The following is a 23,285-nucleotide window of genomic DNA, read 5'->3' on the forward strand; positions in this document are numbered from 1 at the left end:
GCTTATATTTTCATGCTGACTTATTAGGGGCATGCAGGAGCGCCACCCTACAGGCTTGGAACCGGTTGAGACAGAGACTAGCTACTTTAGCTGCGCCAAGATGTAAGGTGCGACGACTACTGACCAGAACTCTGTTTCTGGCTGGCAGTTTTCTTTAACAAATTCTACCGGCATGCGTTGGATTTTTTCCGAGTCGATTAATGGTTTAATGGCTTCTGCGTTGTCCAGTGACAGGTCTGCTGCGCAATTGATCAGATCAACACCCTGATCAATGAGCAATAAGTTGCCTTTGGCGAAGAAGCGTTCGATTTCTTTCCAGGCAACAATGGCGGTTTCGCCATTCAATTTCATGATCAGCTCTTCTTTAGGCGTTAACTGAGTAAAGCTGTCGGTTTTCTGTTCGGTTGGGTTCTCTTTATTTGTATTCTCTTTAGTCATATCGTCGTCTTTAGTCATATGTTTTTCAGTTTCAATCATTAAGCCAATAAATTATCTTTCAATTCTAACCACTGATCACTCCCCTGCACTCGTGTCAGGGAATAGTTCAATGATTTCCCTTTCATTTTCAGTAAGCGCTGAGCTGATTTAGGATCGCAGTCAAAATCAAATTGTTCAACCAGCTCCTGGCCTTCTGTGGGATGATTACACACTAGAACCATATCGCAGCCTGCCTGAATGGCCGCTTCAGCACGCTCATAGTATCCGCCGACCACTTCGGCACCTTTCATGCTCAGGTCGTCGCTGAATATGACGCCATCAAAGCCTAATTGGCCGCGAAGAATATCTTGTAGCCATACAGTGGAAAAGCCTGCAGGCTGTTTATCAAAAGAAGGATAAATGACATGGGCTGGCATTACAGCTTGATAGTCTTGAGCTAACTCGGCAAAGACACGCATGTCTTCACTGATAATTTGTTCACGAGGACGTTCATCGACCGGAATATCAATGTGTGAATCTGCTTCGACAGAGCCATGCCCGGGAAAATGCTTCGCTGTCGCGGCCATGCCGTAATCATTCATACCACGAATAAACTCGCGGCCTAACTCAATCACTTCGTCCACCTTGCCCGAGAAAGCTCGGTCACCAATCACCTGACTGATGTTTTTGTTCAAATCAAGCACCGGCGCAAAGCTAAAGTCGATGCCTACTGCCTGCACCTCAATCGCTATCATGGCACCCCACTGGTACGCTTTACGCTTAGCCAGTTGGTGATCAGTGTTTTCAAGCAATATAGTTCCCATTGCAGGAACTGCGGTAAAGCCCTCACGAAAGCGCTGCACCCGCCCTCCTTCGTGATCCACTGCAATCAGGATGTCTCTTGCTGCTGTTTCACGGATCGACTGACACAGCTCCGCAACCTGTTGCGGCGACTGATAGTTACGACTAAATAGAATGATGCCGCCTAATAGTGGATTCTGTAGTAAATCCCGCTCACGGGCATTCACTTCCAATCCTTCTATATCAAGCATCAAGGGGCCAATACTCATTAATTCGGGCTCCAATACAGGTTATTACAATCAATTGTGTGCAATGGTAACCGATAACAGGCTTTAAGATAACTGCTTGCTTCTAAAATTAGCAAAAACCGATATAATGTTTGGCTGGTAGGAGTCATCGAGCAAGTCTTTACGGGCTAAGCTCAACAACATAATAAAGATATCAAACATTTACACTTTGGAGTTAAAGGTATAGTTTATGATTAAAATTAAGAATGCCGTCAGTAGTGCCGTTTTAATCGGTGCGCTGCTTGGTTTGTCTGCTTGCAGTGATGAGAGCGCTGACAAGCAACAGGTCAATGAAACACAGCAAACTGAAGCTCAGGTAACAGTTGCTGATGCCGAAAAGTTCGTAGCAGATGCTGAAAAGCGTCTATCTGAAATCTCTGAGTATGGCGCAAGAGTGGCATGGGTCAATGCTAACTTTGTGACACATGATACGACTCAGTTGAATGCTAAAGTCGGTGAAGAATACACCAAGCTTGGTGTCGAATTAGCCAATGGCGCAAAGAAGTTTAATGATCTTGAGCTGCCTTATGACTTAAATCGTAAGCTTGAAATGATCAAGTTAGGTTTAACTCTTCCTGCTCCTTCTGATGCAGACAAAACCAAGAAATTGGCTGAAATCACTTCTGAACTGGACAGTATTTACGCTAAAGGTGAAAGCCCTGATGGTCGTAGCTTGGGCGAATTAAGCGAAGTGCTGCGCACTTCACGCGATCCTCAAGAGCAGTTTGAAGCCTGGCTAGGCTGGCGTACGGTATCTCCAAAAATGCGCCCTCTTTATGAAGAGATGGTTCAAATTGCAAACGAAGGTTCACAAGAACTGGGCTATAAAGACACCGGTGCTATGTGGCGTTCAAAATACGACATGCCTGCCGATGATTTTGCCAAAGAAATGGATCGTCTATGGGGCCAGGTTGAACCGCTTTATGAAGCCCTTCACTGCCACGTTCGTGCTGAGCTTAACGAAGAGTATGGCGATGAAGTAGTTGCTTTGGACAAACCTATTCCAGCTCACTTGCTAGGTAATATGTGGGCTCAACAATGGGGAAACATCTACGACTTAGTCGCTCCTGAAGCTGCCGCTAAAGGCGTTGACCTGGATCCAATTCTTCGCAACCATTATGGTGTTGACCACGAAGTAGTCACTTATAACGAGAAAGAAAAAGCGGTTAAGAAAATGGTTAAGACTGCTGAAAACTTCTTCTCTTCGTTAGGTTTTGCTCCACTACCTGATACTTTCTGGGAACGCTCATTGTTTGTTAAGCCTCGTGACCGTGATGTACAGTGTCATGCGAGCGCCTGGAACTTAGATAACCAGGAAGATATCCGCATCAAAATGTGTACTGAAATCAACGCTGAAGATTTTCAGACCGTGCACCATGAGCTAGGACACAACTACTATCAGCGCGCTTATAAAGATCAACCGATTCTTTATAAAGGCAGTGCCAATGATGGTTTCCATGAAGCCATTGGCGACACCGTTGCCCTTTCCATCACACCTGCTTACTTAAAGCAGATTGGATTGATTGAACAAGAGCCAGATGCCGATGCTGATATCGCATTGTTAATGCGCTCTGCAATGGATAAAGTTGCTTTCTTACCTTTCGGTTTAATGGTTGATAAATGGCGCTGGCAGGTATTCAGCGGTGAAGTTCCTGCTGATAAATACAATCAGGGCTGGTGGAACCTGCGTACTCAGTACCAAGGTATCGCTCCTGCGGTAGAGCGCACCGAAGCTGACTTTGATCCTGGTGCTAAGTACCACATCCCGGGCAACACGCCTTACTCGCGTTATTTCCTTGCGCACATCCTTCAGTTCCAGTTCTTCCGCGACATGTGTGAGATGGCTGGCAATGAAGGTCCGCTTCACCGTTGTTCTTTCTACGGCAACAAAGAGGTGGGTGCTAAGTTGAATGCAATGTTGGAAATGGGTGCAAGCCGTCCATGGCAGGATGCTTTGGAAGCTATGACCGGCCAGCGTGAAATGGATGCAACAGCGGTACTTGAGTACTATGCTCCGTTGAAAACCTGGTTAGATGAGCAAAACAAAGACCGTAACTGTGGCTGGTAATTACTGCCTCTGTTACAAGAAAAGGCGCCTTCGGGCGCCTTTTTTGATCTTCTCATAGTACCAAGGGCAATTGAGCTACTCATAATCCAGTGGCGTTTAGTAGGCTTCTCTCATCACCAGCCTACGGATCTAACTGAATAAGCTCATAGGATGGGTTAGCTCTTTGAGCGTAACCCATCGTCAGACTTATAAGGTATTGTTCTATGGCAATTTATCGAGTATTAAGAGACTTTCTTTACTTTAACAACTATACGAGTTAGTTTGGTTTTTGCCTTGTTCTTTTGATTTATAGAGAGCTTTATCTGCTTCAGCCAACAAATCTGACTCGAGGATTGAACGCCCATCCAAACAAGAAATACCAATACTGATGGTTACTGAATGTTCGGTATCGTCTGGAGCAATAAAGACTTCATTGGCGACTTGATGCCTGAAACGCTCCATAGCCTTTTTACCCGACTCAAGGTCGGTTTCCGGTAATAAAACCGCAAATTCTTCCCCACCAATTCGAGCATAAAAGTCGATATCTCGACAGCTTTCACGCATGACTTGAGCAAGCTTTATTAAAACGCAATCACCAAAATCATGGCCATAAGTATCGTTAATAACTTTAAAGTCATCAATGTCCCAGATAATGACGCAATAGTTGTGCCCCAGACGAATCGAACGGTGGTGTTCTTTAGTTAACGCCGGCATAAAAGCACGTCTATTGGGTAACCCGGTTAGAACATCATGTTCGGCAGCCTGCTTCCAACGCGCTTTAGACTCTTTAGCAAGACGCATCTGATATTGTTGTAACGCCAGACCAAACACCGTGATGGCGCAAGCATAAATAAAGGCCATTAACTGAAAAGCTGTGGTATGGTCTGTGCGCGCAACAAATGGGCCTAATTCAAAGTGAGTAGCAGTAATTAAGCTGATAAAAGTTAGAGTGCTAATGATCGCCACGGTAAAAAGCCTGAGCTCTAAACTCATAATTACTAGAACGGGTAAAATCAAATAAGTAATGGCTGGGTAGCGCGTAGTACCGAGTAAAACTATCACCAGAATGAGTAAAATAGCAGCACACAAATTCAGAGAAGGTTTTTTTAGTAATACGGGGTCCAGCTTCAGGCTGTTATAGACGTGGTACACTAGTAGTATGCCAAGAGAATCTGCTAACAGCAGGTTGATAAAAAACTGTTCGAGCTGATGGGCTAAAAGATAACCACCTTGCCAAAGATTTATGGTGATAACACTGACAGTAATAACTGGCGGGATGACACACACCCACCATATAAATTTAGATAAGCCTCTTGGATTATCTGCGCCATTATGCAGATACTTGTTAAACAATAACGCCGCGAGCCAAGCCTGGAAAGAATCGGCAATAGCTGAAATCAGAGTATGCAGTTTTGGATTTTGTACACTGCCAACCTCCATGCCCGGCAGGTTGACATAATACGCTGCAATGACAATCAAAGGAACTGCCTTCCAGCCCCAACGTAAGCACATTAAAAATCCGATACCAGAAGGTAACCAAAGCAAACTGATGTTGCTTGGAAATAAAGTAAATAGGCTCATGCCAAAGCGAGCGCTGGCATAATAAGCTGAGGTTGATAACAGAAGTAAAGTGATTGAAACGAGGCTGGTGCTGCGCTTCCCTTCTCTTAATTCCTTATTACCCTTTTGAAAATTTTGTGATAAGTATGATTTTAGTAACATAATTCCCCATCCATGCTCCGCCAATTTACTTGATTGAGCATGGATAAACAACTAAAAATAGTGTGTTTTTTAAACAGTCCTGAAATTGGAATTAAATAACAAATAGATAAATAGCCAGAAAGTGGCAGACGGCGCCCCCTAGGACAAATAGGTGCCAGATAGCATGGTTATAAGGAATTTTTTTATCTGCTGCATAGAAAATAGTTCCAAACGTATAGGACAACCCGCCTGCCAGCAACAGCCACAAAGCTGGCATCGGGACCTTCTCAAGCATTTCACCTGCAGCCACAACAATCACCCACCCCATCAGGATATAAGTGATCAAAGAAACCCTGGGAAACCTTTGCTTGAACTTTACTTTAAAAATTACACCAAACAATGCCAGGCTCCAAATCACAGCAAATAATATCCAGCCCCAGATGCCGTTCAGACTGACTAAGACGAAAGGAGTATAAGTACCAGCTATAAGGAAATAAATGGCACAGTGATCACAGGTCTGGAAGACTCTTTTGACGAACTCTGGTTGAAAGCTGTGGTAAAGGGTAGATGAAGTAAAAAGAATGACCAGGCTCAAACCATACACGATCGAGCTTGCAAGCTTCCAACCATCCTCAAGCTGCACAGAAGTCATGATCATCATAGTCATGGCAGCTACGCTCAGTAACGCCCCTATTCCATGAATCAAAGCATTGGCGATTTCTTCCCCTATGCTGTAGGTATGTTCAGTTAACTCAACATCTAGATGGGCAATATTGTGTTCTTTGGAATGTTCTAGATTATTTGACATGCGGTGCCTTTGTTCAGATCCGACCAGATGCGGCTATCTTCGCTGACATTGAGCCTGAGGTCAATAGTTGAGCGTACACTTGTGAGTTGAAATTTGAAGGGTTAAAAAGCTAGGCAGCAAGGAATTCTGTATAGAATTGATTAGCGGGAACTGGCGAACCAAGCAAGAAACCTTGTGCCTGGTCGCAATCATAAGAAGTTAACAAGTCAACAATGTGTTCATTCTCAACCCCTTCGGCTACGACAGATAGCCCAAACAGATGAGCAATTTTGATGATTTCGGCCACTAAAGAGTGCTGAATTTCTGACTCCTCGAGCGAACGGATAAAACTGGTATCAATTTTTAATTGTTGAACAGGCAGCTTCATCAGGTAATTAAATGAAGAGTAACCGGTGCCAAAATCATCAATCGAAATCATAACGCCAATATCATTAAGTTTTTGCATCCTTGTGATGGCATTATCAATATCTGCAATAAAAGCCTGTTCAGTAATTTCAATCTCAATACAACTTGCCTTGATACCATATTTTTTCACGTACTTTTCCAAGTCTTCAACCAGGTTGCCGTGCTGGAAGTAGCGCGGTGAGATATTGATGCTAACTGGACAGCAGCTGTCACTGTCGCCTTTCCATTGAGCGATATCTCGACAAGCTTGCTCAATTACCCACTGGCTTATTGGAATGATCATACCGTTAGACTCTGCTTCACTGATAAATTCATCTGGACACATTAACGTTTCTTTGTTGTTCCAGCGAATTAAAGCTTCAACGCCGACCATTTTTTTGTCTAACAATGAAAATTTGGGCTGATACTCAAGGTAAAACTCATTGTTTCGCAGTGCGCGCCTTAAAGAGGTGCGCATTGACAGGCGGTATTTAGAATATTGTTCCAGATGATTAGAATAAAAACTGTAGGTGTTTTTACCCTGTTTTTTAGAGTTATACATGGCCATGTCAGCCTTCTTCAAAAGATCTGCTGCATCAGAGCCATCTTCTGGATGTATAGCAACGCCAATCGAAGGTGTTATATAGACCTGATGAGCACCTAAAGTAATGGCAGAGTCAAGTGCATGCTTAATCCTGTCAAGGACGTTAACAATCGCATCTCTATCCTCCACATCCTCAAGCATAATCACAAACTCATCGCCACCAAGCCGTGCGAAGGTGTCATGTTCTCTCAAGGCAACTAAAATTCTCTCAGCTACTTTCTGTAGTAAAAGATCACCTTGAGCGTGGCCAAGAGTATCATTGACAGTTTTGAATTCGTCTAAGTCTAAAAAGATAACAGCTAGATAGTCATCTTTTCTTTTGGCCAATTCTAAGCCATGTTCCAGGCGCTCAAAGAACATGGTTCGGTTCGGCAGGTTAGTCAGTTCATCGTGGTAAGCAAGATAACGAGCTTCTCGCTCCTTCATTTTAAGGTCAGTAATGTCTTTAATGGTCCAGACCAATCCTTGAGTTTGACCATCAAGTTCCAGTGCTTTGGCTTTGCACTCAAAAAATCGGCCATCGTTATGCTCGATCAGAATATTGCCACTATCCTCTTGTTTAATCAGCGTTTTACGGATCTGATTAATGACAATCTCAGGATTATTAATATTTTTCAGGAGGTGGCGGCAGATTTTAAAGTAGCTTAGTGACTGGAATTCCTTTGCTGACATATCAAGCATTTTGAGCGCAGTATCATTATAGGCTGTAGGGATACCGTCCGAACTTATCTGCACAATGCCATCATAACCTGCATCCATGGTGACTCTGAGCTTGCGGATACTTTGTTCAAGCTCGTGTTTAACTTGCTCCAGATCGGTTAGCTTATTTTGTAGATGGTTAAATCGTTGTCGCGATTCACCCGAGTTTAACGACAAAGACTGCTCATACCAAAGGCGCTCTTCCTCAGCTCTTTTATAAGCCTCATCAATTGCTTTTAGAAATCTTTTCGGCAATAGCTCATGATCACCATTTAAATAGTTTTGAATTTGACGGTTCAGTAACTTATGCATGTCTACCTCGATGCAAACCCTTTGCAGGTAGATTGGTCATTACATGAATGAAACTTACGCAAAACCAAGCAAAAGTGATCAACTCTTACTGAATGTTTGAGTCTGTGTTCGCTAAGAAAAGATTGATAAGAAAAATATGAAATAAAAAATGCCGAGGCAAGCATTGCAGCCAGCCCATTCAAGAAAGGCAGTAAATCCGTTATCCAAGCCATAGAAATAACCCAATAAAAAGTCCGTCTATAGGTTATTTCTACCACTTCAAATTTGCATTGTCAATTTAATGGCAAATTAAAAATTCTTTATTTTAAAGCATTTACCGCAATGCAAGTTTGCATTAACGAGTTAAATATCGAAAGCAAGCTCTGTTCCTTGCCGTATGGCTCTCTTTGCATCCAACTCGGCAGCCACATCCGCTCCACCAATTAGATGCACCGGAACCCCTCTCTCGGCCAGTTCATCGTGCATGGCTCTTAATGGTACTTGTCCTGCACAAATAATGACATGATCTACCGGCAACAGCTCTTCTCGCCCATCTTCATACTCAATGACTAAACCATCATCATTAATTTGTTTGTACTGCACGCTGGTAATCATGCGCACATTTTTGTGCCTGAGGCTGGCACGATGAATCCATCCTGTTGTTTTTCCAAGTCCTTTACCCATCTTGCTTGATTTACGTTGCAACATCACCACGTCACGCGCTGCCGGATCAAACTCTGGTTCTTTTAATAACCCACCCGGCAATTGATACAAAGCATCAATGCCCCACTCTTTTAACCATTCATCAAGATTTAAAGTAGGCGATTCGCCTTCATGCACTAAAAACTCAGAGACATCAAAACCAATACCACCAGCGCCAATTACCGCAACTTTTTGACCCACAGGCTTTTTATGCCACAGAACATCGATATAACTCATCACCTTTGGACTATCAATTCCTGGAATATTGGGGATTCTTGGAACCACGCCGCTGGCCAATATAACCTCATCATATTGTCCTACCAAATCATCAATCGACATTTCAGTGTTCAAATGAACATGAACACCTGTCAATAGTAACTGCTTTTGGAAATAGCGTAGCGTTTCATAGAACTCTTCCTTGCCAGGAATCTGCTTGGCGATATTTAACTGACCACCAATCTCTGTGCGTTTATCAAATAAATGAACTTCATGACCACGCTTGCTCGCTTCGGTTGAAAAAGCAAGTCCTGCAGGCCCGGCACCAACAACTGCGATACGTTTCTTTTTGGTCATTGGCTTAGCGATTAATTCAGTTTCGTAACAGGCACGCGGATTCACCAAACAGGTGGCACGTTTATTTTTGAACACATGATCGAGACAGGCCTGATTACAGGCAATGCAGGTATTGATTTCATCCGCACGATCCTGCTCAGCTTTAATCACAAACTCAGCATCTGCGAGCAATGGGCGCGCCATCGACACCATATCGGCTGTGCCACTGCTCAATATTTCTTCTGCAACATGCGGCATATTAATTCGATTGGAAGTAATCAGTGGTACTGACACTTCATTGCGTAACTTTTTAGTTACCCAGGCAAATGCTGCGCGCGGAACTGAGGTAGAAATAGTAGGAATACGTGCCTCATGCCAACCAATTCCGGTATTGATGATGGTTGCACCAGCTTGCTCTACTTCCTTTGCCAATTGCACCACTTCATCCCATGAGCTTCCACCCTCAACCAGATCCAGCATTGATAACCTGTAAATCACAATAAAATCATCGCCAACAGCTTCTTTAACGGCCTTGATAATTGCTAACGGAAAACGAATACGATTCTCGTATGCACCGCCCCACTCATCAGTTCTATGATTGGTGCGCTTCACAATGAACTGGTTGATGAGGTAGCCTTCAGAACCCATGATTTCAACGCCATCATAACCCGCTTTTTTCGCTAAGCGTGCACAATTAGCGTACTGCTTAATGGTCTTTGCAATGCCGCGCTTAGAAAGTGCTTTGGGGGTAAAAGGTGAAATGGGGGCTTTCAGTTTTGAAGCTGAAACAGAAAACGGATGATAAGCATAGCGTCCGGCATGAAGAATCTGTAGTGCAATTTTGCCGCCCGCTGCATGTACAGCATCAGTGACTATTTTATGTTTCTTAACCTGCCACCCAAAACTGAGCTGGGAAGAGTGAGGAGCAAGACGGCCTCGGAAATTCGGCGAAATGCCGCCGGTCACCATTAAGGCTACACCGCCACGCGCACGCTCCGCATAAAATGCGGCCATCTTTTCAAAACCACCCTTCTCTTCTTCAAGCCCAGTATGCATTGAGCCCATCAACACGCGGTTTTTCAGTGTGGTAAAACCTAAATCCAATGGTTCGAGTAGTTTTGAGTATGTCACGGTCGCGTCTTTTTTTTCTGATTAAAGATGAGCTTAAGTCTACTGGTATAACCAGATCAAGGCAATCCCCGATCAAGATCTGAAAAGTACATATTTAATTACAAAATGAAAGAATAGGGAAACCCTTGTAATACAACAAGTTATGAAAAATTATTAAATTCAACACTAGTCATAAAACAACCAATTTGTATAGAATGTCGCCAGGCAAAATTATTTTAACTAGAAAAGGTACTTTCACGTGTCACAACCTAACTCAATGATCGGTAAATTCTTTTACCGCGTATGGAAGACAGTCGATGTCGCAGGCCGATTAATGATCGGGCTTATCGCACTGACAATCTTTATTTTATTTGTTCGCGGCTGCGCAAGCGGCCCTGACCTGCCCAAAGTCGACGAAGGCGCAGCTTTGATTCTTGCCCCTAAAGGCATTATTGTTGAACAGGAAACCTATCTCGATCCAGTGGCACGAGCCATGCAGGAAGCGCAAGGGACAGCTCCCAACGAAACCTCTATTTATGACTTGCTAGATGCAATTGAGTACGCGAAAAACGATGACCGCATTAGTGTTATGGTTATCAACGTTAATAGTTTTCAAGGCGTTTATGCGGGTATCAGTAAATATCAGGATCTTCGCAAAGCAATTGACGACTTTAAAGAAAGCGGCAAAAAAGTCATCGCGGTCGGTGATTACTACATGCAAGGCCAATTCTATTTGGCATCTGCAGCTGATGAAGTTTATATGAACCCATTTGGCATGTTGATGTTTGAAGGTCTTGGTCGTAACGGCACCTACTTCAAGTCAGCGCTTGATAATCTAGGTGTTAAAGTCCATGTGTTCCGTGTAGGAACTTTCAAATCAGCCGTTGAGCCCTTCATTCGTGACGATATGTCAGAAGCTGCTAAAGAAGCTAATATGGAATGGTTAGGTGACTTATGGGCACACATGAAGCAAGATCTTGCCGGTTCACGCAACATGTCAGTTGAAGAGTTTGATAACTTCATAGAAAACTACTTAGTTAAATTCGAAGCAGCCAATGGCGATAGCGGCGAACTTGCCGTTCAAGAAGGCTTTGTTGACAAGCTAATGACGCGCGGCGAATTCCGCCAATACATGATTGATATGGTTGGCTTGAATGAGGAAAAGGATTCTTATAAAGCTATCGGCCATAAAAACTATCTCAAGTCCGTTCGCCCATTGGTTGAGCTTCCAAGCAACAAAGACACTGTCGCAGTGATTGTTGCCAAAGGTGAAATCGTCGACGGTAGCCGCAAAGAAGGTATTATCGGTGGTGATAGTACGGCACGCTTAATTCGAAAAGCACGTCTTGATGAAAAAGTTAAAGCCATCGTTTTACGTGTCGATAGCCCTGGAGGCAGCGCCTTCGCATCGGAAGTCATTCGCAGCGAACTTGCACATGCTCAAAATGAAGGCAAAATCGTAGTTGCTTCAATGGGTGGCGTTGCAGCTTCTGGCGGCTACTGGATTTCAGCAACTTCAGACGAAATCTGGGCACACCCTACTACTATTACAGGTTCAATTGGTATCTTCGGTATGATTCCAACTTTTGAAGAACCACTGAATAAACTAGGCGTTTATCGTGATGGTGTTGGGACAACTAAGTGGACATTAGCATTCGATCCGATGGATGGTATCTCACCTGAAATCGCTCAACTCATACAACGCAGTATTGAGCGCGGTTATGATCGTTTCTTGTCACTGGTTGCTGAAGGTCGCAACATGACTAAAGAGGAAGTCGATCAAGTGGCACAGGGCCGTGTATGGTCAGGTGAAGATGCACATCGCTTAGGTCTTGTAGATCAACTGGGTGACCTGGAAGATGCTATTGAGTCAGCAGCAAAACTTGCCAATATTGGCGATGACTATGCTGTAAAATTCATCAAGCGTGAATTAAGTGCTGAAGAAATCTTCATCAGAAACTTGCTTGAAAATGCTAAGGCAGAAGGCAAGCTTGACGCAGTTATTGCACAGCTTAAAGATAGCGAAACGGATGTTATTGGCCACGTTCTAGGAAAGGCCAAAGGCATCGTTAATATCTTCAACAACTTTAACGATCCAAACCATGTCTACGCACACTGTATGTGTGTTGAGCTATAACCGACAAGGTTAACAAGGAAAAGGCGCTATTAATTAGCGCCTTTTTTGTATCTGTAACAAACAGACTTTAATGCTCCCTCAAACTACCCTGCTCAATCTACTTCTTCTTACAATTGCTAACACACAGTATTGGTTGGCTCACTTACAATGGAAAAGTATAGAAACCACGATAGAGACAACAATGAAACTTTTAATAACCACATTGGCAATTTGTTTTATATCAACAGCGACTTATGGAAAAACCCTGCAAACAGATTATGAGGTGCTTCATAAAGAAATTCAGTCGATGGATAACAAACTTTTCGATATAGCATTTAATCAGTGCAACTTGGATCTCTGGAAAACAATCGTTAGTGAAGACATTGAGTTTTATGACGACAGAACAGGCCTGAATACCTCTTTTGAAAAAGAAGTCAGATCCTTCGAAGATAAGTGCTCCAAACCCTTTGCAGTGACACGCCATCTAGTCTCCAATGAGATACATCCACTAGGAGAATATGGTGCTCTTCAAACTGGAAAACATAACTTCTATGTTGACGACAACCTGGTCGAAAAGTCTCAATTCATCACTATTTGGGAACGTACAGCTGATAGTTGGATAGTGAAACGAGTAGTGAGTTATGACCATCAGGCTGTAGAGCCGTGAGGTAAATGCCGGATCGAATATAGGATGGGTTAGCATTTATGCGTAACCCATCAAGCCATAAAACCATAAAGTCGTGCTTTAGCAAAACCAGAAAGCTGGGATTCATAATATTCATCCCAGCCTACGATGAATGCATTGAAGTTGGTAAAGAAGGATTGCTCGATGTGCGAGTCCTGGCCCGAAGTAAAAGTCGCTTCTGATATAGGATGGGTTATACCCAAGGGGGCAAACCCGGCGCTAGCCGTAACCCATCATGCCATAAAACGATGGGTTACGCATAAATGCTAACCCATCCTATAAAGAGCAATAGCGGAATATTAGCGAGAGCTCCTTTCAGTCACGCGATAGTCCTATTTCCTTCAGGCACAAAAAAAAAGCCAGAGGCTGCTTTTTGATATAGTGGCGGAGCGGACGGGACTATCAATTACATCCTTGTAATTGACCACTTCGTGGCCATCGTCACTTCGTTCCGATGTTCAAAGTTTGTAGGAACAAACTGAAACGGCTTTAGCCGGCCTGCTTGCAGGTGGATTACAGGGATGTAATCCATAAAGTTACTCCTGCAATTTTCACTTGGAATTGCTCCTGCATTCCAAGCATTCACTTCATCCATGAAGCTTGTCGAACCACACTTCCCCTAAAGGGATTCCTTTCAGTCACGCGATGGTTCTCGTCCCTATTTCCTTCAAGTATAAAAAAAGCCTGCTAGAAGCAGGCTTTTGGTATAGTGGCGGAGCGGACGGGACTATCAATTACTTCCCTGTAATTGACTACTTCGTGGCCATCGTCACTTCGTTCCGATGTTCAAAATCGTTCCAGACGATTTTGTCGAACACCGCTCGCGGGTTCTCGTCCCTGTTAAATTTAGGAATAAAAAAAGCCTGCTAAAAGCAGGCTTTTAAGATAGTGGCGGAGCGGACGGGACTCGAACCCGCGACCCCCGGCGTGACAGGCCGGTATTCTAACCAGCTGAACTACCGCTCCGCAGTATTTGTTAGGTCTCTTGCGAGTCTTAACAGGTGTTTCGCTGGTGACCTCATCGGTCGACGGAGCGCATATTACTTTCGTTCTTGGGGTAGGTCAACAACTTTTTTATAAAAACATTTAACTTTTATGAAAACCGATTAAATGCTGTGCAAATTGATGATTTTTCAATCGGCTAGCGGGATCCAGGAGATGATTCGATCTTCAACTTCTTCTGCCGTAAGCTTTGTTTCGGAGATGACTTTGCCTTTAATGCTGTGCCCTTTTTTATGCACCAGCTGTTTATCGCCTGAGATTAAATAATGCCAGTCAGGAAGGTCTTTACCCTCTGCCACCAGCCGATAGGCACAGGTGTCTGGTAACCAGAAGTATTCTTCAATAGTATCTGCAGTCAGTTGGACGCAGTCTGGAACTTTTGAGGTTCGATGTTCGTAATCGGTGCAGGCTAAGCTCTTAGTATCAAGCAAGCGACAGGAAACATCGGTTTGCATCAAGAGGTCATCATCATCGTCGATAAACTGTACACAGCAGCATTTAGCGCACCCGTCGCACAGTGATTCCCACTGCTCATGCGTCATGTCTTTTAACGCTGTGGTGAGCCAAAATTTATCGACGGACATCGTTATTTTTTACCTGCTATCAGTTGCGCTATCTCTTCTTCGCTTGGCGGCATTTGCAGGAAGTAGCCCTCTTCTTCCAGCCTGGCTTTAACTTCAGCGATATCACACAAGGCTAAACTCTGGCGCTCATTTAAATCCAGATGCATGACCAGTTCAGGCTCACCCCAAACCTGGGTCAAGCCTTCTGGCAAATCTTCAAAATCTGTCTCATAAGGAACATAAAGATAGGTATCGGGTTTCTTGGCACTTTTATAAATACTGCACATCATAATGAGGTTTCTCGTAAAACTTTAGGTTGCAACACATGGTAAACAAATGGTTAAACTCTAAGCCTTGAACTGTGAGTAAAAAGCTAGATAAATTCTTGCATGGCTTGCTTAAAAGGCTCGGCAAGCAAACGCTGACGCCAGCTGTTCCAGAATCGATTGGGACGCCCCTTAAAGCCTAACGTCATCTTTATATAATACTCGATCAGGCGTCGATTACATAAAGCCTCTGCCGGGATATTGTTATGACTAGCCACTTTTTCAACCTCGGCTTTCAGGGCATTGAACATGGCTTTGCTCTTGGGGATTTTATGGAAAGGTTGTAGTGGCTCTGGCCACTGTTCTTTATCAACCTGGTCTGCCAGCTCAATTTGACGAATCAGCTCAGCGCCATATTTACGGATACTGCCTCGATGACAGCCCATAGAAAGCAAGTCACTAATAGTCGTTTTTTCTTTCTGGCAAACCTCAATCAGATGATGGTCACGAAATACAAAGGTCTTAGGAATATTGTTGTCGCGAGCAAGCGTTTCACGCCATTGGGCAAGTTTTTGCAACCGATTGAGCTGGAATTGATTTAAGCGAAAAGCGCCTTTAACTTTAAGATAGGCTTCAGCATAATCATCCGCTTGGATAATGGCTGCAAAAATACTGTTCACATCTTCAACCACACACTCAAACATGCCTTTTTCCAACATGCTGTAGCGTAATCGATAGTAGACCGGCATCAAATATTGAACATCCTGTGCCGCATACACTTTCTGTTCCTGAGTTAAAGGTCGTTGCAACCAGTCGGTTTTGGTATGTTCCTTATCCAGCACAATACTTAAAAATTGCTCGACAATATTGCCGTAACCAACACTGAGGCCAATACCATCAATTGATGCTGCAATTTGCGTATCGAAAACCTGGTTAAACTCAAAACCATACTGATGATACAGTGCTTCCAAGTCCTCGCTACAACTATGCAGAGCTTTGACTACTGATGATGAAGCAAACAATTCCATCAACGCCGATAAGTCATCACAAGCTAAAGGATCAATCAGGTATATTTCCTGACCATCATAAATTTGAATTAAAGCAAGTCGATGGAAATAGGTATTGGTTCTATCAAACTCGGTATCGACGGCTAATTCTTTGAGAGTCAACCATGACTGGCAAAGCTCTTGTAAACGCTCAGGATCAGACACAGTTTCAACATGAACTGAGTCCTGGTGCTGCTCTAAATGAAATCGTGCCAATTTTATGCTCCTGACGCTCGTCTATGAGCATCATGGGATGAAGAATAATTTGCGTAACTATTTACGCAATTCTTTACGAAGGATTTTTCCGACGTTACTTTTAGGAAGTTCATCTCTGAACTCAACAACTTTAGGGATCTTGTATCCGGTCAAGTGCTCGCGAGTATGTTTAATAACCTCCTCTTCGGTTAAGGTGCTGTCCTTCTTTACCACAACCACTTTGACCACCTCACCTTTCACTTCGTCCGGCTCACCAATAGCAGCCACTTCGAGAACACCCGGATGAAGTGCCACAACATCTTCAATCTCGTTCGGGTAGACGTTAAAGCCGGATACCAGAATCATATCTTTCTTGCGATCAACAATTCGCAGATAGCCTTTGTCATCAATGGTCGCCATGTCGCCCGTTGCTAACCAGCCATCTTCTTTTAAGACCTCTGCAGTTTCCTTGGGACGATTTAAATAACCTTTCATAATTTGCGGGCCTTTGACCCAAAGCTCGCCAGGTTGACCGATATCGACTTCGTCACCCTCTTCGTCTCGAATCTCAACATCGGTAGACGGAATCGGCAAACCAATGGTGCCGTTATAGGATTCAAGATCCAGCGGATTCATGCTGACCACGGGAGATGTTTCGGTTAAGCCATAACCTTCCAGTAGTGGAGTTTTAGTAAGCTCTTGCCACCTTTCGGCAACTGACTTTTGCACTGCCATACCACCGCCAACAGACAACTTCAGTTTGCTGAAGTCCAACTCGCGGAATGCGGGAGTATTCAACAACCCATTAAACAAGGTGTTGACTCCAGTCATAGCGGTAAAGGGATATTTTTGCAGTGTTTTACAGAAATCTTTCATATCACGCGGATTGGTAATATAAATATTGTGACCGCCCGCTTTAGCAAACAATAAGCAGTTCACGCACAGAGAAAAGATATGATACAGAGGTAAAGCCGTAATGATGGTTTCTTTGCCTTCATCAAGAAAAGGCCCCATCCAGGCATAAGTCTGCAATACATTAGCAACCATATTGCGATGGGTTAACACAGCGCCTTTTGAAACACCGGTTGTACCACCTGTATATTGCAAAAAAGCGGTATCTTCAGCAGTCAGCTCGACAGGCTGTACTTCTTTAGCTGCTCCTTTTGTCATGGCGTCAACAAAGCTATGGCACTGTTCTAGATTGAAACTCGGTACCATTTTCTTAATATACTTGACGACAAAATTAACAATAAAACGTTTAGGCTGCGAACACATATCGCCAACCTGAGTAACAATGATGTGTTTTAAGTTAGTCTTATCAATGACCTTCTCTAAAGTGTCACCAAAGTTAGCCAAAATAACAATTGCATCAGCTTCACTATCATTAAGCTGGTGCTCCAGCTCACGCGGTGTGTATAAAGGATTAACGTTAACCACAGCCAGACCAGCGCGGAAAGCACCGAACAAACACACAGGATATTGCAATAAATTAGGCATCATCAGAGCAAGCTTTTCGCCTTTCTGAAGGCCTAATTCATTTTGCAGGTAGGAGGCAAAATCTCGAGCTTTCTGATCCAGCTCGCGGTAGGTCAAGGTGATGCCCAAATTAGTGACGGCCGGCCTATCACCAAACTTTTCGACACTTTCATCGAAAATGGCCATCAGGCTGGAATACTGTTCAGGATCAATTGTTTGCTGAACTTCTTTTGGGTAATGCTTTAACCAAATTTTTTCCATGTAGCTTCCTGTTATAGCTATGATTAATAAATTTTATGGCCAAGAAAAGTAACCGATTGTACCGAATAAGGCAACTTTTAACCGCCAGTTGGGATATTTTGAGCGTAATTTTCCAATAGTTGCTTAACTTTCTATCTAACCCTGATTAAATTTTGCCCAAAAGTCCAGTATCGGCTCCGCTACCTGTTGCGGATATTGCATGTGCAAATGATGGCCACCCTCAAGGTCGATCCATTCAGACTGTTGCAGATAGGACAGCCTTTTTTCAATGGCCGGCTTTTCCTGCAACATCCCTTGTTTACCACGAATAAACAATACTTCAGCTGCCACATTATTCATCAAGGCCTCAAGCTGTGGCTCAGTCATTCGTATCCACGAGGCATTCTTTAAACGCGCGTCACTTGACCATTGATAGCCTCGATCACACAAGGTTACACCGCGCTCAATTAAAGGCAACAAAGTCTCTGCGCTCAACTCACTCACTTGCGCACGTGCATTCGCCGCTTCTTCAATCGAATTGAAATAACGTTTCTGGCTACGTTTAGCTTTGCGCTGGTCAATGGCTTGCGCCAACTGCTCAATGGTTTGCTCAGGAGTCGATATAAAAGGCCCTAACGCATCAATAGAAACCAGACTTTTAACTCGGTTAGGTACCGCTCCAGCGTAAATCATGGCTAATGCAGCGCCCATAGAGTGTCCTAATATATGACATTGATCGATATGAAGGACATCCAGCGCACCATCAATAATCGAAATCCCCGAAACAAACTGATAATCAGCATCTTCCGACAAATGTTCAGACTGGCCATGCCCCGGAAACTCAATGGCAATCAGACGGTATTTATCGGCTAAATAGGGTGCCAGATAGTGAAAGGTAGCTGCATTATCCAACCAGCCGTGCAGGCAGAGAATAGGCTCGCCTTTAGGATTGCCCCATTCCAGGACCGCAACTTTGTTATGGTGTATTTGAAAGTGATATTCCTGGTCGAATCTGACATGCATAATCTTGCTTCTCAATCGCTCTTATGTACGTTAACAACAGATGAAGAATAGCATAGCGACCAAAAAAAAGGGCCATGTGAATGGCCCTATGAGGAAATAATTACTCATAAAAGAGAAGTGACAATGACAACCAGAAAAACAATTCCACAATTTTGCACATCTAGCCAAGACTGCTTCATTGCTTTCCGTATATATTTTGAACAGTTGTCATGCATTAAGTTCCAACAAACTGCATTTTTTTCGAGCAATTTATCTAAATGAGACTCTGTAAATTATTAAACAATAAGTTACATTGCCATGTTAATGATTTGCTTTAAATTGTCCTGGGTCGTAAAGCGCCCTTTTTCGTCTTTGGTGACCTTGCCAAGGCATGTTTCTGGGTCATGAGTAAAATAAAGATGGCCATTTTCCTCAATCAACCGATCAAGTAACTTCTTCTTTTCCTCAATCAAATTTTCAGGGAAACGGTCATAGCCCATGGTGATTGGCAAGTGAACCCAGGGTACTCCAGGAATCAAGTCAGCGGCAAAAACCACCGGTCCCTGCTCCGTAGTGATTTCGGTAAGTAGCATGCCCGGGGTATGCCCGTTTGATACAAAGAACCGATAATCATCACCCAGTAAATCACTGTGTTCCCCTTCAATCAGGTGCAGCCGCCCAGTTTGTTCAATTAAGTCGGTCAGGCCTGGAATAAAGGAGGCTTTATCACGTGGATGTGGATTATTAGCTCTCTCCCAGGCTTCTTTGCCAATAATGAATTCGGCATTAGGAAACAGCAGCTCAGGCTCTTTGCCTTCCTGCCATTGGCTTAGCAGGCCGCCTGCGTGGTCAAAATGCAGGTGTGACAACACAAGAATATCTATATCTTCGTGACTGACGCCTGCATCAGTCAGCGACTTCAGTAGCACATGCTCATCTTCCTGGACACCGTAGCGATCTTTAAATTTAGGTTCAAAAAATGCACCAATACCCGTTTCAAACAGTATATTTTTATCACCGTCTTTAACCAGTAAAGCGCGGCAGACCAAATCGATACGATTCTGCTCATCCACCTCAACCCAACGCTGCCATAAGGCTTTCGGCGCATTACCAAACATTGCACCGCCATCCAGTTTCTGTGAGTTGCCAAGTATCGAGTAAAAATGTTTTGCCATGTTATAACCTTTTCATTTGCTCTGCTGTTCCGCTTTTATAGTGAATTTCCTGCACCTGAAAAGCAAAACGGTCTTTTGTGCTTGCTGAATCAGTGCTATCAAGATTGATAGCTACCGGGATATGGGTACTGGTTACTTCAGTCAGATTCCAGGTTGGATCAACGGCAGTCCAATGCCCTGCCACCAGTACTTCAACCCAGACATGACCACCAAAACGTTTTTCATGATCACCTAAATACACCAGACCATTAACTTCCCGCGCCGGAATCTGAGCCGCCGATAACATTTCAATCAGTAGCTGAGCGTATTCTGTGCAATCACCGACTCTGTTATCCAGAATGTCATCAATGTTAAAGCCTGCGGGCACTGGCTGATAATTCAAGTAGTCATAAACAAAACTGACTAATAACTCAACTTTCTGCCAGTCGTTTTTCGAGCCAGTAATAGCGTCCAAAGCTAACTCCCTTGCAACGGGGTTCAGGCGCTCAGCTTCAAACTTTTGCAATAACTCTAAGTCTTCACCAGTTGCTTTATATTTACTGCCTGTTCGCAGTTGGATAGTATCTTTTTCAGTATTCACGGTAACCGCAGGATGATTCTCAAACCAACCCATCTTTCCGTTTTGTATACCCAAAGTTAGCGATTGAATATGATTAGCTGCACCAAGCGGTTTATCCACCGCAACTCCACTGTTTAAATAGAGATCACTCTGCATCTCGGGATTAAGAGTTACCTGCCGTGAGCTGGCCACATATTCCATACCGTTTGCGAAGGCATGCAGCTTAGGCCAACCTTTCTTTGATAACCGATGCCAACTAACTTCGTTGCTCGGATGCCGCTGCTGCAAAGCAATATAGGGCTGATTAGCTTGAGATTTAAGGACCTGATAGTAACTGGTTTCAACCTTGTAACTGCGAGTATTCAGAGTTTTCACTTCAAAGCTTTGCTCAGGCAAGACGTTCTGCTCAATCTGATGGGACACAAAGAAGTAATCGCTAAGATTGTAATCTACCGATGGCAAAGTCTTTTGGTAACGTCTGTCGTTACGAACTTCTGAAACCTTCATCTCCTCATCGTTCACAAAAGAGGTTTCTACCTGCAACTGGGGCTCTTCCGTATAAAGTCGTCCGCCAGTCAGTTGATAAGGAGCCTGGGTGGAGAAATACAGCTCACGGGTATAGTGAAATTGGAATCGACGTCCTTGAACTCGCCCTTCCAAAAAATCATCTTCTATAACCGCATATTGATTGTCTTGTTCAACTAGCTCAACGCTAGCTCTGCCAACGGCCTGATTATGCCAGTTAATTTGATACCACTGTTTGAAGGGTTCGATGGTCGCTAAGTCCCAACGATACTTTGGAGAGGATTCTCGCAGTCCTAGCCACAATAGGGCTACAACTGCGAGTATTAATACACAGGATTGGAAAAAGCGATGTTTAAATAGCGTCGTTAGCCTCGTCATGTTTGGCTATTTTAAAGTTGAGCATCCCATAAATAAAGGAAACTATCGGATTTACCAGATTAAAAAAGGCATAAATCCAATAGGCTCCGGTTGCGACCCCTAAAGTTGCCGCCATATAGGCACCACAGGTATTCCATGGAATCAGCGGTGAAGTAATGGTTCCCGCGTCTTCCAGCGTTCTCGACAAGTTCTTGGCATCAAGCCCTCGTCGCTTGAATTCAGCACGATACATACGACCTGGCAGGACAATCGCAATGTATTGATCTGCAGCTATGACGTTCATACCGATACAGGTCAATAACACTGAGCCAATCAATGAACCCGTCGATTTGGCCATGCCGATGATCGAATACACCAATTTATGCAAGAGACCCGTTTTCTCCATCGCTGCACCGAAACTCATGGCACAGATAATTAACCAGATGGTATTCATCATTTCTGCCATGCCGCCACGGCTAAGCAATTCGTCAAGCGAATCATCACCAGAACTTATAGAGAAGCCACCAAATATTGCCTTCCAAACTGCAAATGTAGCAGCTAACACATCACCATAATTAGAAACTTCAGTATCGAGCTCATCGGTAAGAGAAATTGATTTGGACTCCCCCTCATCTAAAACAACGGTTTTGCTAATAGCTTCATCGGTATCACTCATTACGTAGTTAAAAGTTATAGTTGAGGTATCTTTATCAATTGAGAAACCCTGTACTTCACACTGATAATGAGAAGATTTTTCACAGACATATCTATCAGCACCAACGAACGTTTCAATAACATTAAACTGTACGATTATGGCTAATAAACCGCCCAACAGAGCACCAATCAAAATGGTTGCTACAGCTGGAACTTTTTTGATCGCCATGACAAATACAGCTACTAAAGGAATCAATGACCAGAGTGTGATATTAAAGTTGGCATCGAGTAATGCCAGCGTCGATTCAAGCTCTAAATTTTCCGCAGGAACATCACTAGTCAAACCAAAATAAGTGAAGAGGATCAGTGCAATGATGAGGGAAGGTGTTGTCGTCCATACCATGTGACGAATGTGCGTGAACAAATCCGTTCCAGTAACTGCTGGCGCCAGATTAGTGGTGTCTGACAATGGTGACATTTTATCACCAAAATAGGCGCCCGAAATGATAGCACCGGCGGTAATTGCAGGATCTAATCCGAGACCTTGCGAAATACCAATCAGACCAATACCGATGGTACCGGCGGTTGTCCAGGAGCTGCCAATACTGACTGCTACAATGGCGCAGATAATGCAGCTTGCCACATAGAAATAATCGGGCGACAAAATCTGCAAACCATAATAAATCATGGTCGGTACTGTTCCCGCCAGAATCCAGGTGCCGATCAAGGAACCTACCATCAACAGGATCAACATGGCCCCCATCGCCAAACTGATACCATCAACGATTCCTGCCTCTAATTCCTTCCAGGTCTGGCCATTAAACAGGCCAATTAATAATGCAATTGCAGCACTAAGAATTAAGGCAATTTGATTGCCACCATAAGAGGAGTCACTGCCAAATAATTTAACTGATAAAAAAAGCAGTACAATTAAGAAAACTACAGGCGTTAGAGCCTGTAGCATACTCGGCTGTCTATCCGATGAATCAACCATTTTTTTTCCTACTTATTAAAAGTTTAT

At 43.6% G+C, this 23,285-nt stretch carries 17 protein-coding genes and 1 tRNA gene; 3 read left to right on the top strand and 15 right to left on the bottom strand.

The features are described 5' to 3' along the window. Positions 1 to 81: 81 nt before the first annotated feature. Both ACYTXU_RS05825 and nagZ read right to left on the bottom strand, forming a co-directional pair. Positions 82 to 477, bottom strand: a complete 396-nt coding sequence (locus tag ACYTXU_RS05825; RefSeq protein ID WP_462209074.1) for a DUF2288 domain-containing protein — start codon at positions 475 to 477, stop codon at positions 82 to 84. Continuing rightward, positions 477 to 1,481: a beta-N-acetylhexosaminidase gene (gene nagZ / locus ACYTXU_RS05830; RefSeq protein WP_462209365.1), complete on the bottom strand. Its 1,005-nt coding sequence runs from the start codon at positions 1,479 to 1,481 to the stop codon at positions 477 to 479. Before nagZ ends, ACYTXU_RS05825 begins: the two co-directional genes overlap by 1 nt. Before the next feature lie 214 nt (positions 1,482 to 1,695). Between nagZ and ACYTXU_RS05835 the strand changes: the two genes are divergently transcribed. After that, a complete protein-coding gene (locus tag ACYTXU_RS05835) occupies positions 1,696 to 3,573 on the top strand; it encodes a M2 family metallopeptidase (RefSeq protein ID WP_462209076.1) in 1,878 nt (625 codons plus the stop codon). Between the two features lie 240 nt (positions 3,574 to 3,813). Here ACYTXU_RS05835 and ACYTXU_RS05840 read toward each other — a convergent pair whose 3' ends face one another. The 4 genes from ACYTXU_RS05840 to ACYTXU_RS05855 all read right to left on the bottom strand — a co-directional run bounded on the left by ACYTXU_RS05840 (position 3,814) and on the right by ACYTXU_RS05855 (position 10,358). Then, positions 3,814 to 5,274, bottom strand: coding sequence for a sensor domain-containing diguanylate cyclase (locus tag ACYTXU_RS05840; protein ID WP_462209078.1), 1,461 nt, complete (start codon positions 5,272 to 5,274; stop codon positions 3,814 to 3,816). A gap of 91 nt (positions 5,275 to 5,365) precedes the next feature. Next, complete coding sequence (trhA, locus tag ACYTXU_RS05845; protein ID WP_462209079.1) at positions 5,366 to 6,061, bottom strand: PAQR family membrane homeostasis protein TrhA; 696 nt, start codon at positions 6,059 to 6,061, stop codon at positions 5,366 to 5,368. 109 nt (positions 6,062 to 6,170) lie between these two features. Then, a complete protein-coding gene (locus ACYTXU_RS05850; protein ID WP_462209081.1) occupies positions 6,171 to 8,060 on the bottom strand; it encodes a sensor domain-containing protein in 1,890 nt (629 codons plus the stop codon). Between the two features lie 342 nt (positions 8,061 to 8,402). Beyond that, positions 8,403 to 10,358 (bottom strand): 2,4-dienoyl-CoA reductase FMN-binding domain-containing protein, encoded by a 1,956-nt coding sequence (locus ACYTXU_RS05855; RefSeq protein ID WP_462209367.1) that lies wholly within the window; start codon positions 10,356 to 10,358, stop codon positions 8,403 to 8,405. A gap of 304 nt (positions 10,359 to 10,662) precedes the next feature. Here ACYTXU_RS05855 and sppA point away from each other — a divergent pair, with 304 nt between their 5' ends. Continuing rightward, entirely contained in the window at positions 10,663 to 12,540 is a 1,878-nt protein-coding gene (gene sppA / locus ACYTXU_RS05860) for a signal peptide peptidase SppA (protein ID WP_462209083.1), read from the top strand. Positions 12,541 to 12,721: 181 nt separating this feature from the next. Further along, a complete protein-coding gene (locus tag ACYTXU_RS05865) occupies positions 12,722 to 13,186 on the top strand; it encodes a nuclear transport factor 2 family protein (RefSeq protein WP_462209084.1) in 465 nt (154 codons plus the stop codon). Positions 13,187 to 14,093: 907 nt separating this feature from the next. Here the strand turns inward: ACYTXU_RS05865 and ACYTXU_RS05870 are convergent. The 9 genes from ACYTXU_RS05870 to ACYTXU_RS05910 form a co-directional block, all read right to left on the bottom strand. Further along, positions 14,094 to 14,170, bottom strand: a tRNA-Asp gene (locus tag ACYTXU_RS05870). A 167-nt stretch (positions 14,171 to 14,337) separates the two neighbouring features. Then, positions 14,338 to 14,790 (bottom strand): YcgN family cysteine cluster protein, encoded by a 453-nt coding sequence (locus ACYTXU_RS05875; protein ID WP_462209086.1) that lies wholly within the window; start codon positions 14,788 to 14,790, stop codon positions 14,338 to 14,340. 2 nt (positions 14,791 to 14,792) lie between these two features. Further along, positions 14,793 to 15,059 (bottom strand): YcgL domain-containing protein, encoded by a 267-nt coding sequence (locus ACYTXU_RS05880; RefSeq protein WP_462209089.1) that lies wholly within the window; start codon positions 15,057 to 15,059, stop codon positions 14,793 to 14,795. Positions 15,060 to 15,142: 83 nt separating this feature from the next. Next, the gene (gene rnd / locus ACYTXU_RS05885; protein ID WP_462209091.1) at positions 15,143 to 16,297 is read right to left on the bottom strand and encodes a ribonuclease D; all 1,155 of its coding nucleotides are present in this window, start codon (positions 16,295 to 16,297) and stop codon (positions 15,143 to 15,145) included. A gap of 57 nt (positions 16,298 to 16,354) precedes the next feature. Further along, positions 16,355 to 18,013 carry a long-chain-fatty-acid--CoA ligase FadD gene (gene fadD, locus ACYTXU_RS05890; RefSeq protein WP_462209093.1) on the bottom strand — a complete coding sequence of 553 codons (1,659 nt, stop codon included), beginning with the start codon at positions 18,011 to 18,013 and terminating at the stop codon, positions 16,355 to 16,357. A gap of 135 nt (positions 18,014 to 18,148) precedes the next feature. Further along, the gene (locus ACYTXU_RS05895; RefSeq protein ID WP_462209094.1) at positions 18,149 to 19,015 is read right to left on the bottom strand and encodes an alpha/beta fold hydrolase; all 867 of its coding nucleotides are present in this window, start codon (positions 19,013 to 19,015) and stop codon (positions 18,149 to 18,151) included. 287 nt (positions 19,016 to 19,302) lie between these two features. Then, positions 19,303 to 20,169 carry an MBL fold metallo-hydrolase gene (locus ACYTXU_RS05900; protein WP_462209096.1) on the bottom strand — a complete coding sequence of 289 codons (867 nt, stop codon included), beginning with the start codon at positions 20,167 to 20,169 and terminating at the stop codon, positions 19,303 to 19,305. A 1-nt stretch (position 20,170) separates the two neighbouring features. Beyond that, the gene (locus ACYTXU_RS05905) at positions 20,171 to 21,631 is read right to left on the bottom strand and encodes a transglutaminase-like domain-containing protein (protein ID WP_462209097.1); all 1,461 of its coding nucleotides are present in this window, start codon (positions 21,629 to 21,631) and stop codon (positions 20,171 to 20,173) included. Beyond that, entirely contained in the window at positions 21,606 to 23,258 is a 1,653-nt protein-coding gene (locus ACYTXU_RS05910; protein ID WP_462209099.1) for a Na+/H+ antiporter NhaC family protein, read from the bottom strand. Before ACYTXU_RS05910 ends, ACYTXU_RS05905 begins: the two co-directional genes overlap by 26 nt. Positions 23,259 to 23,285: the final 27 nt, after the last annotated feature.

The organism is Kangiella sp. M94 (assembly GCF_054926195.1).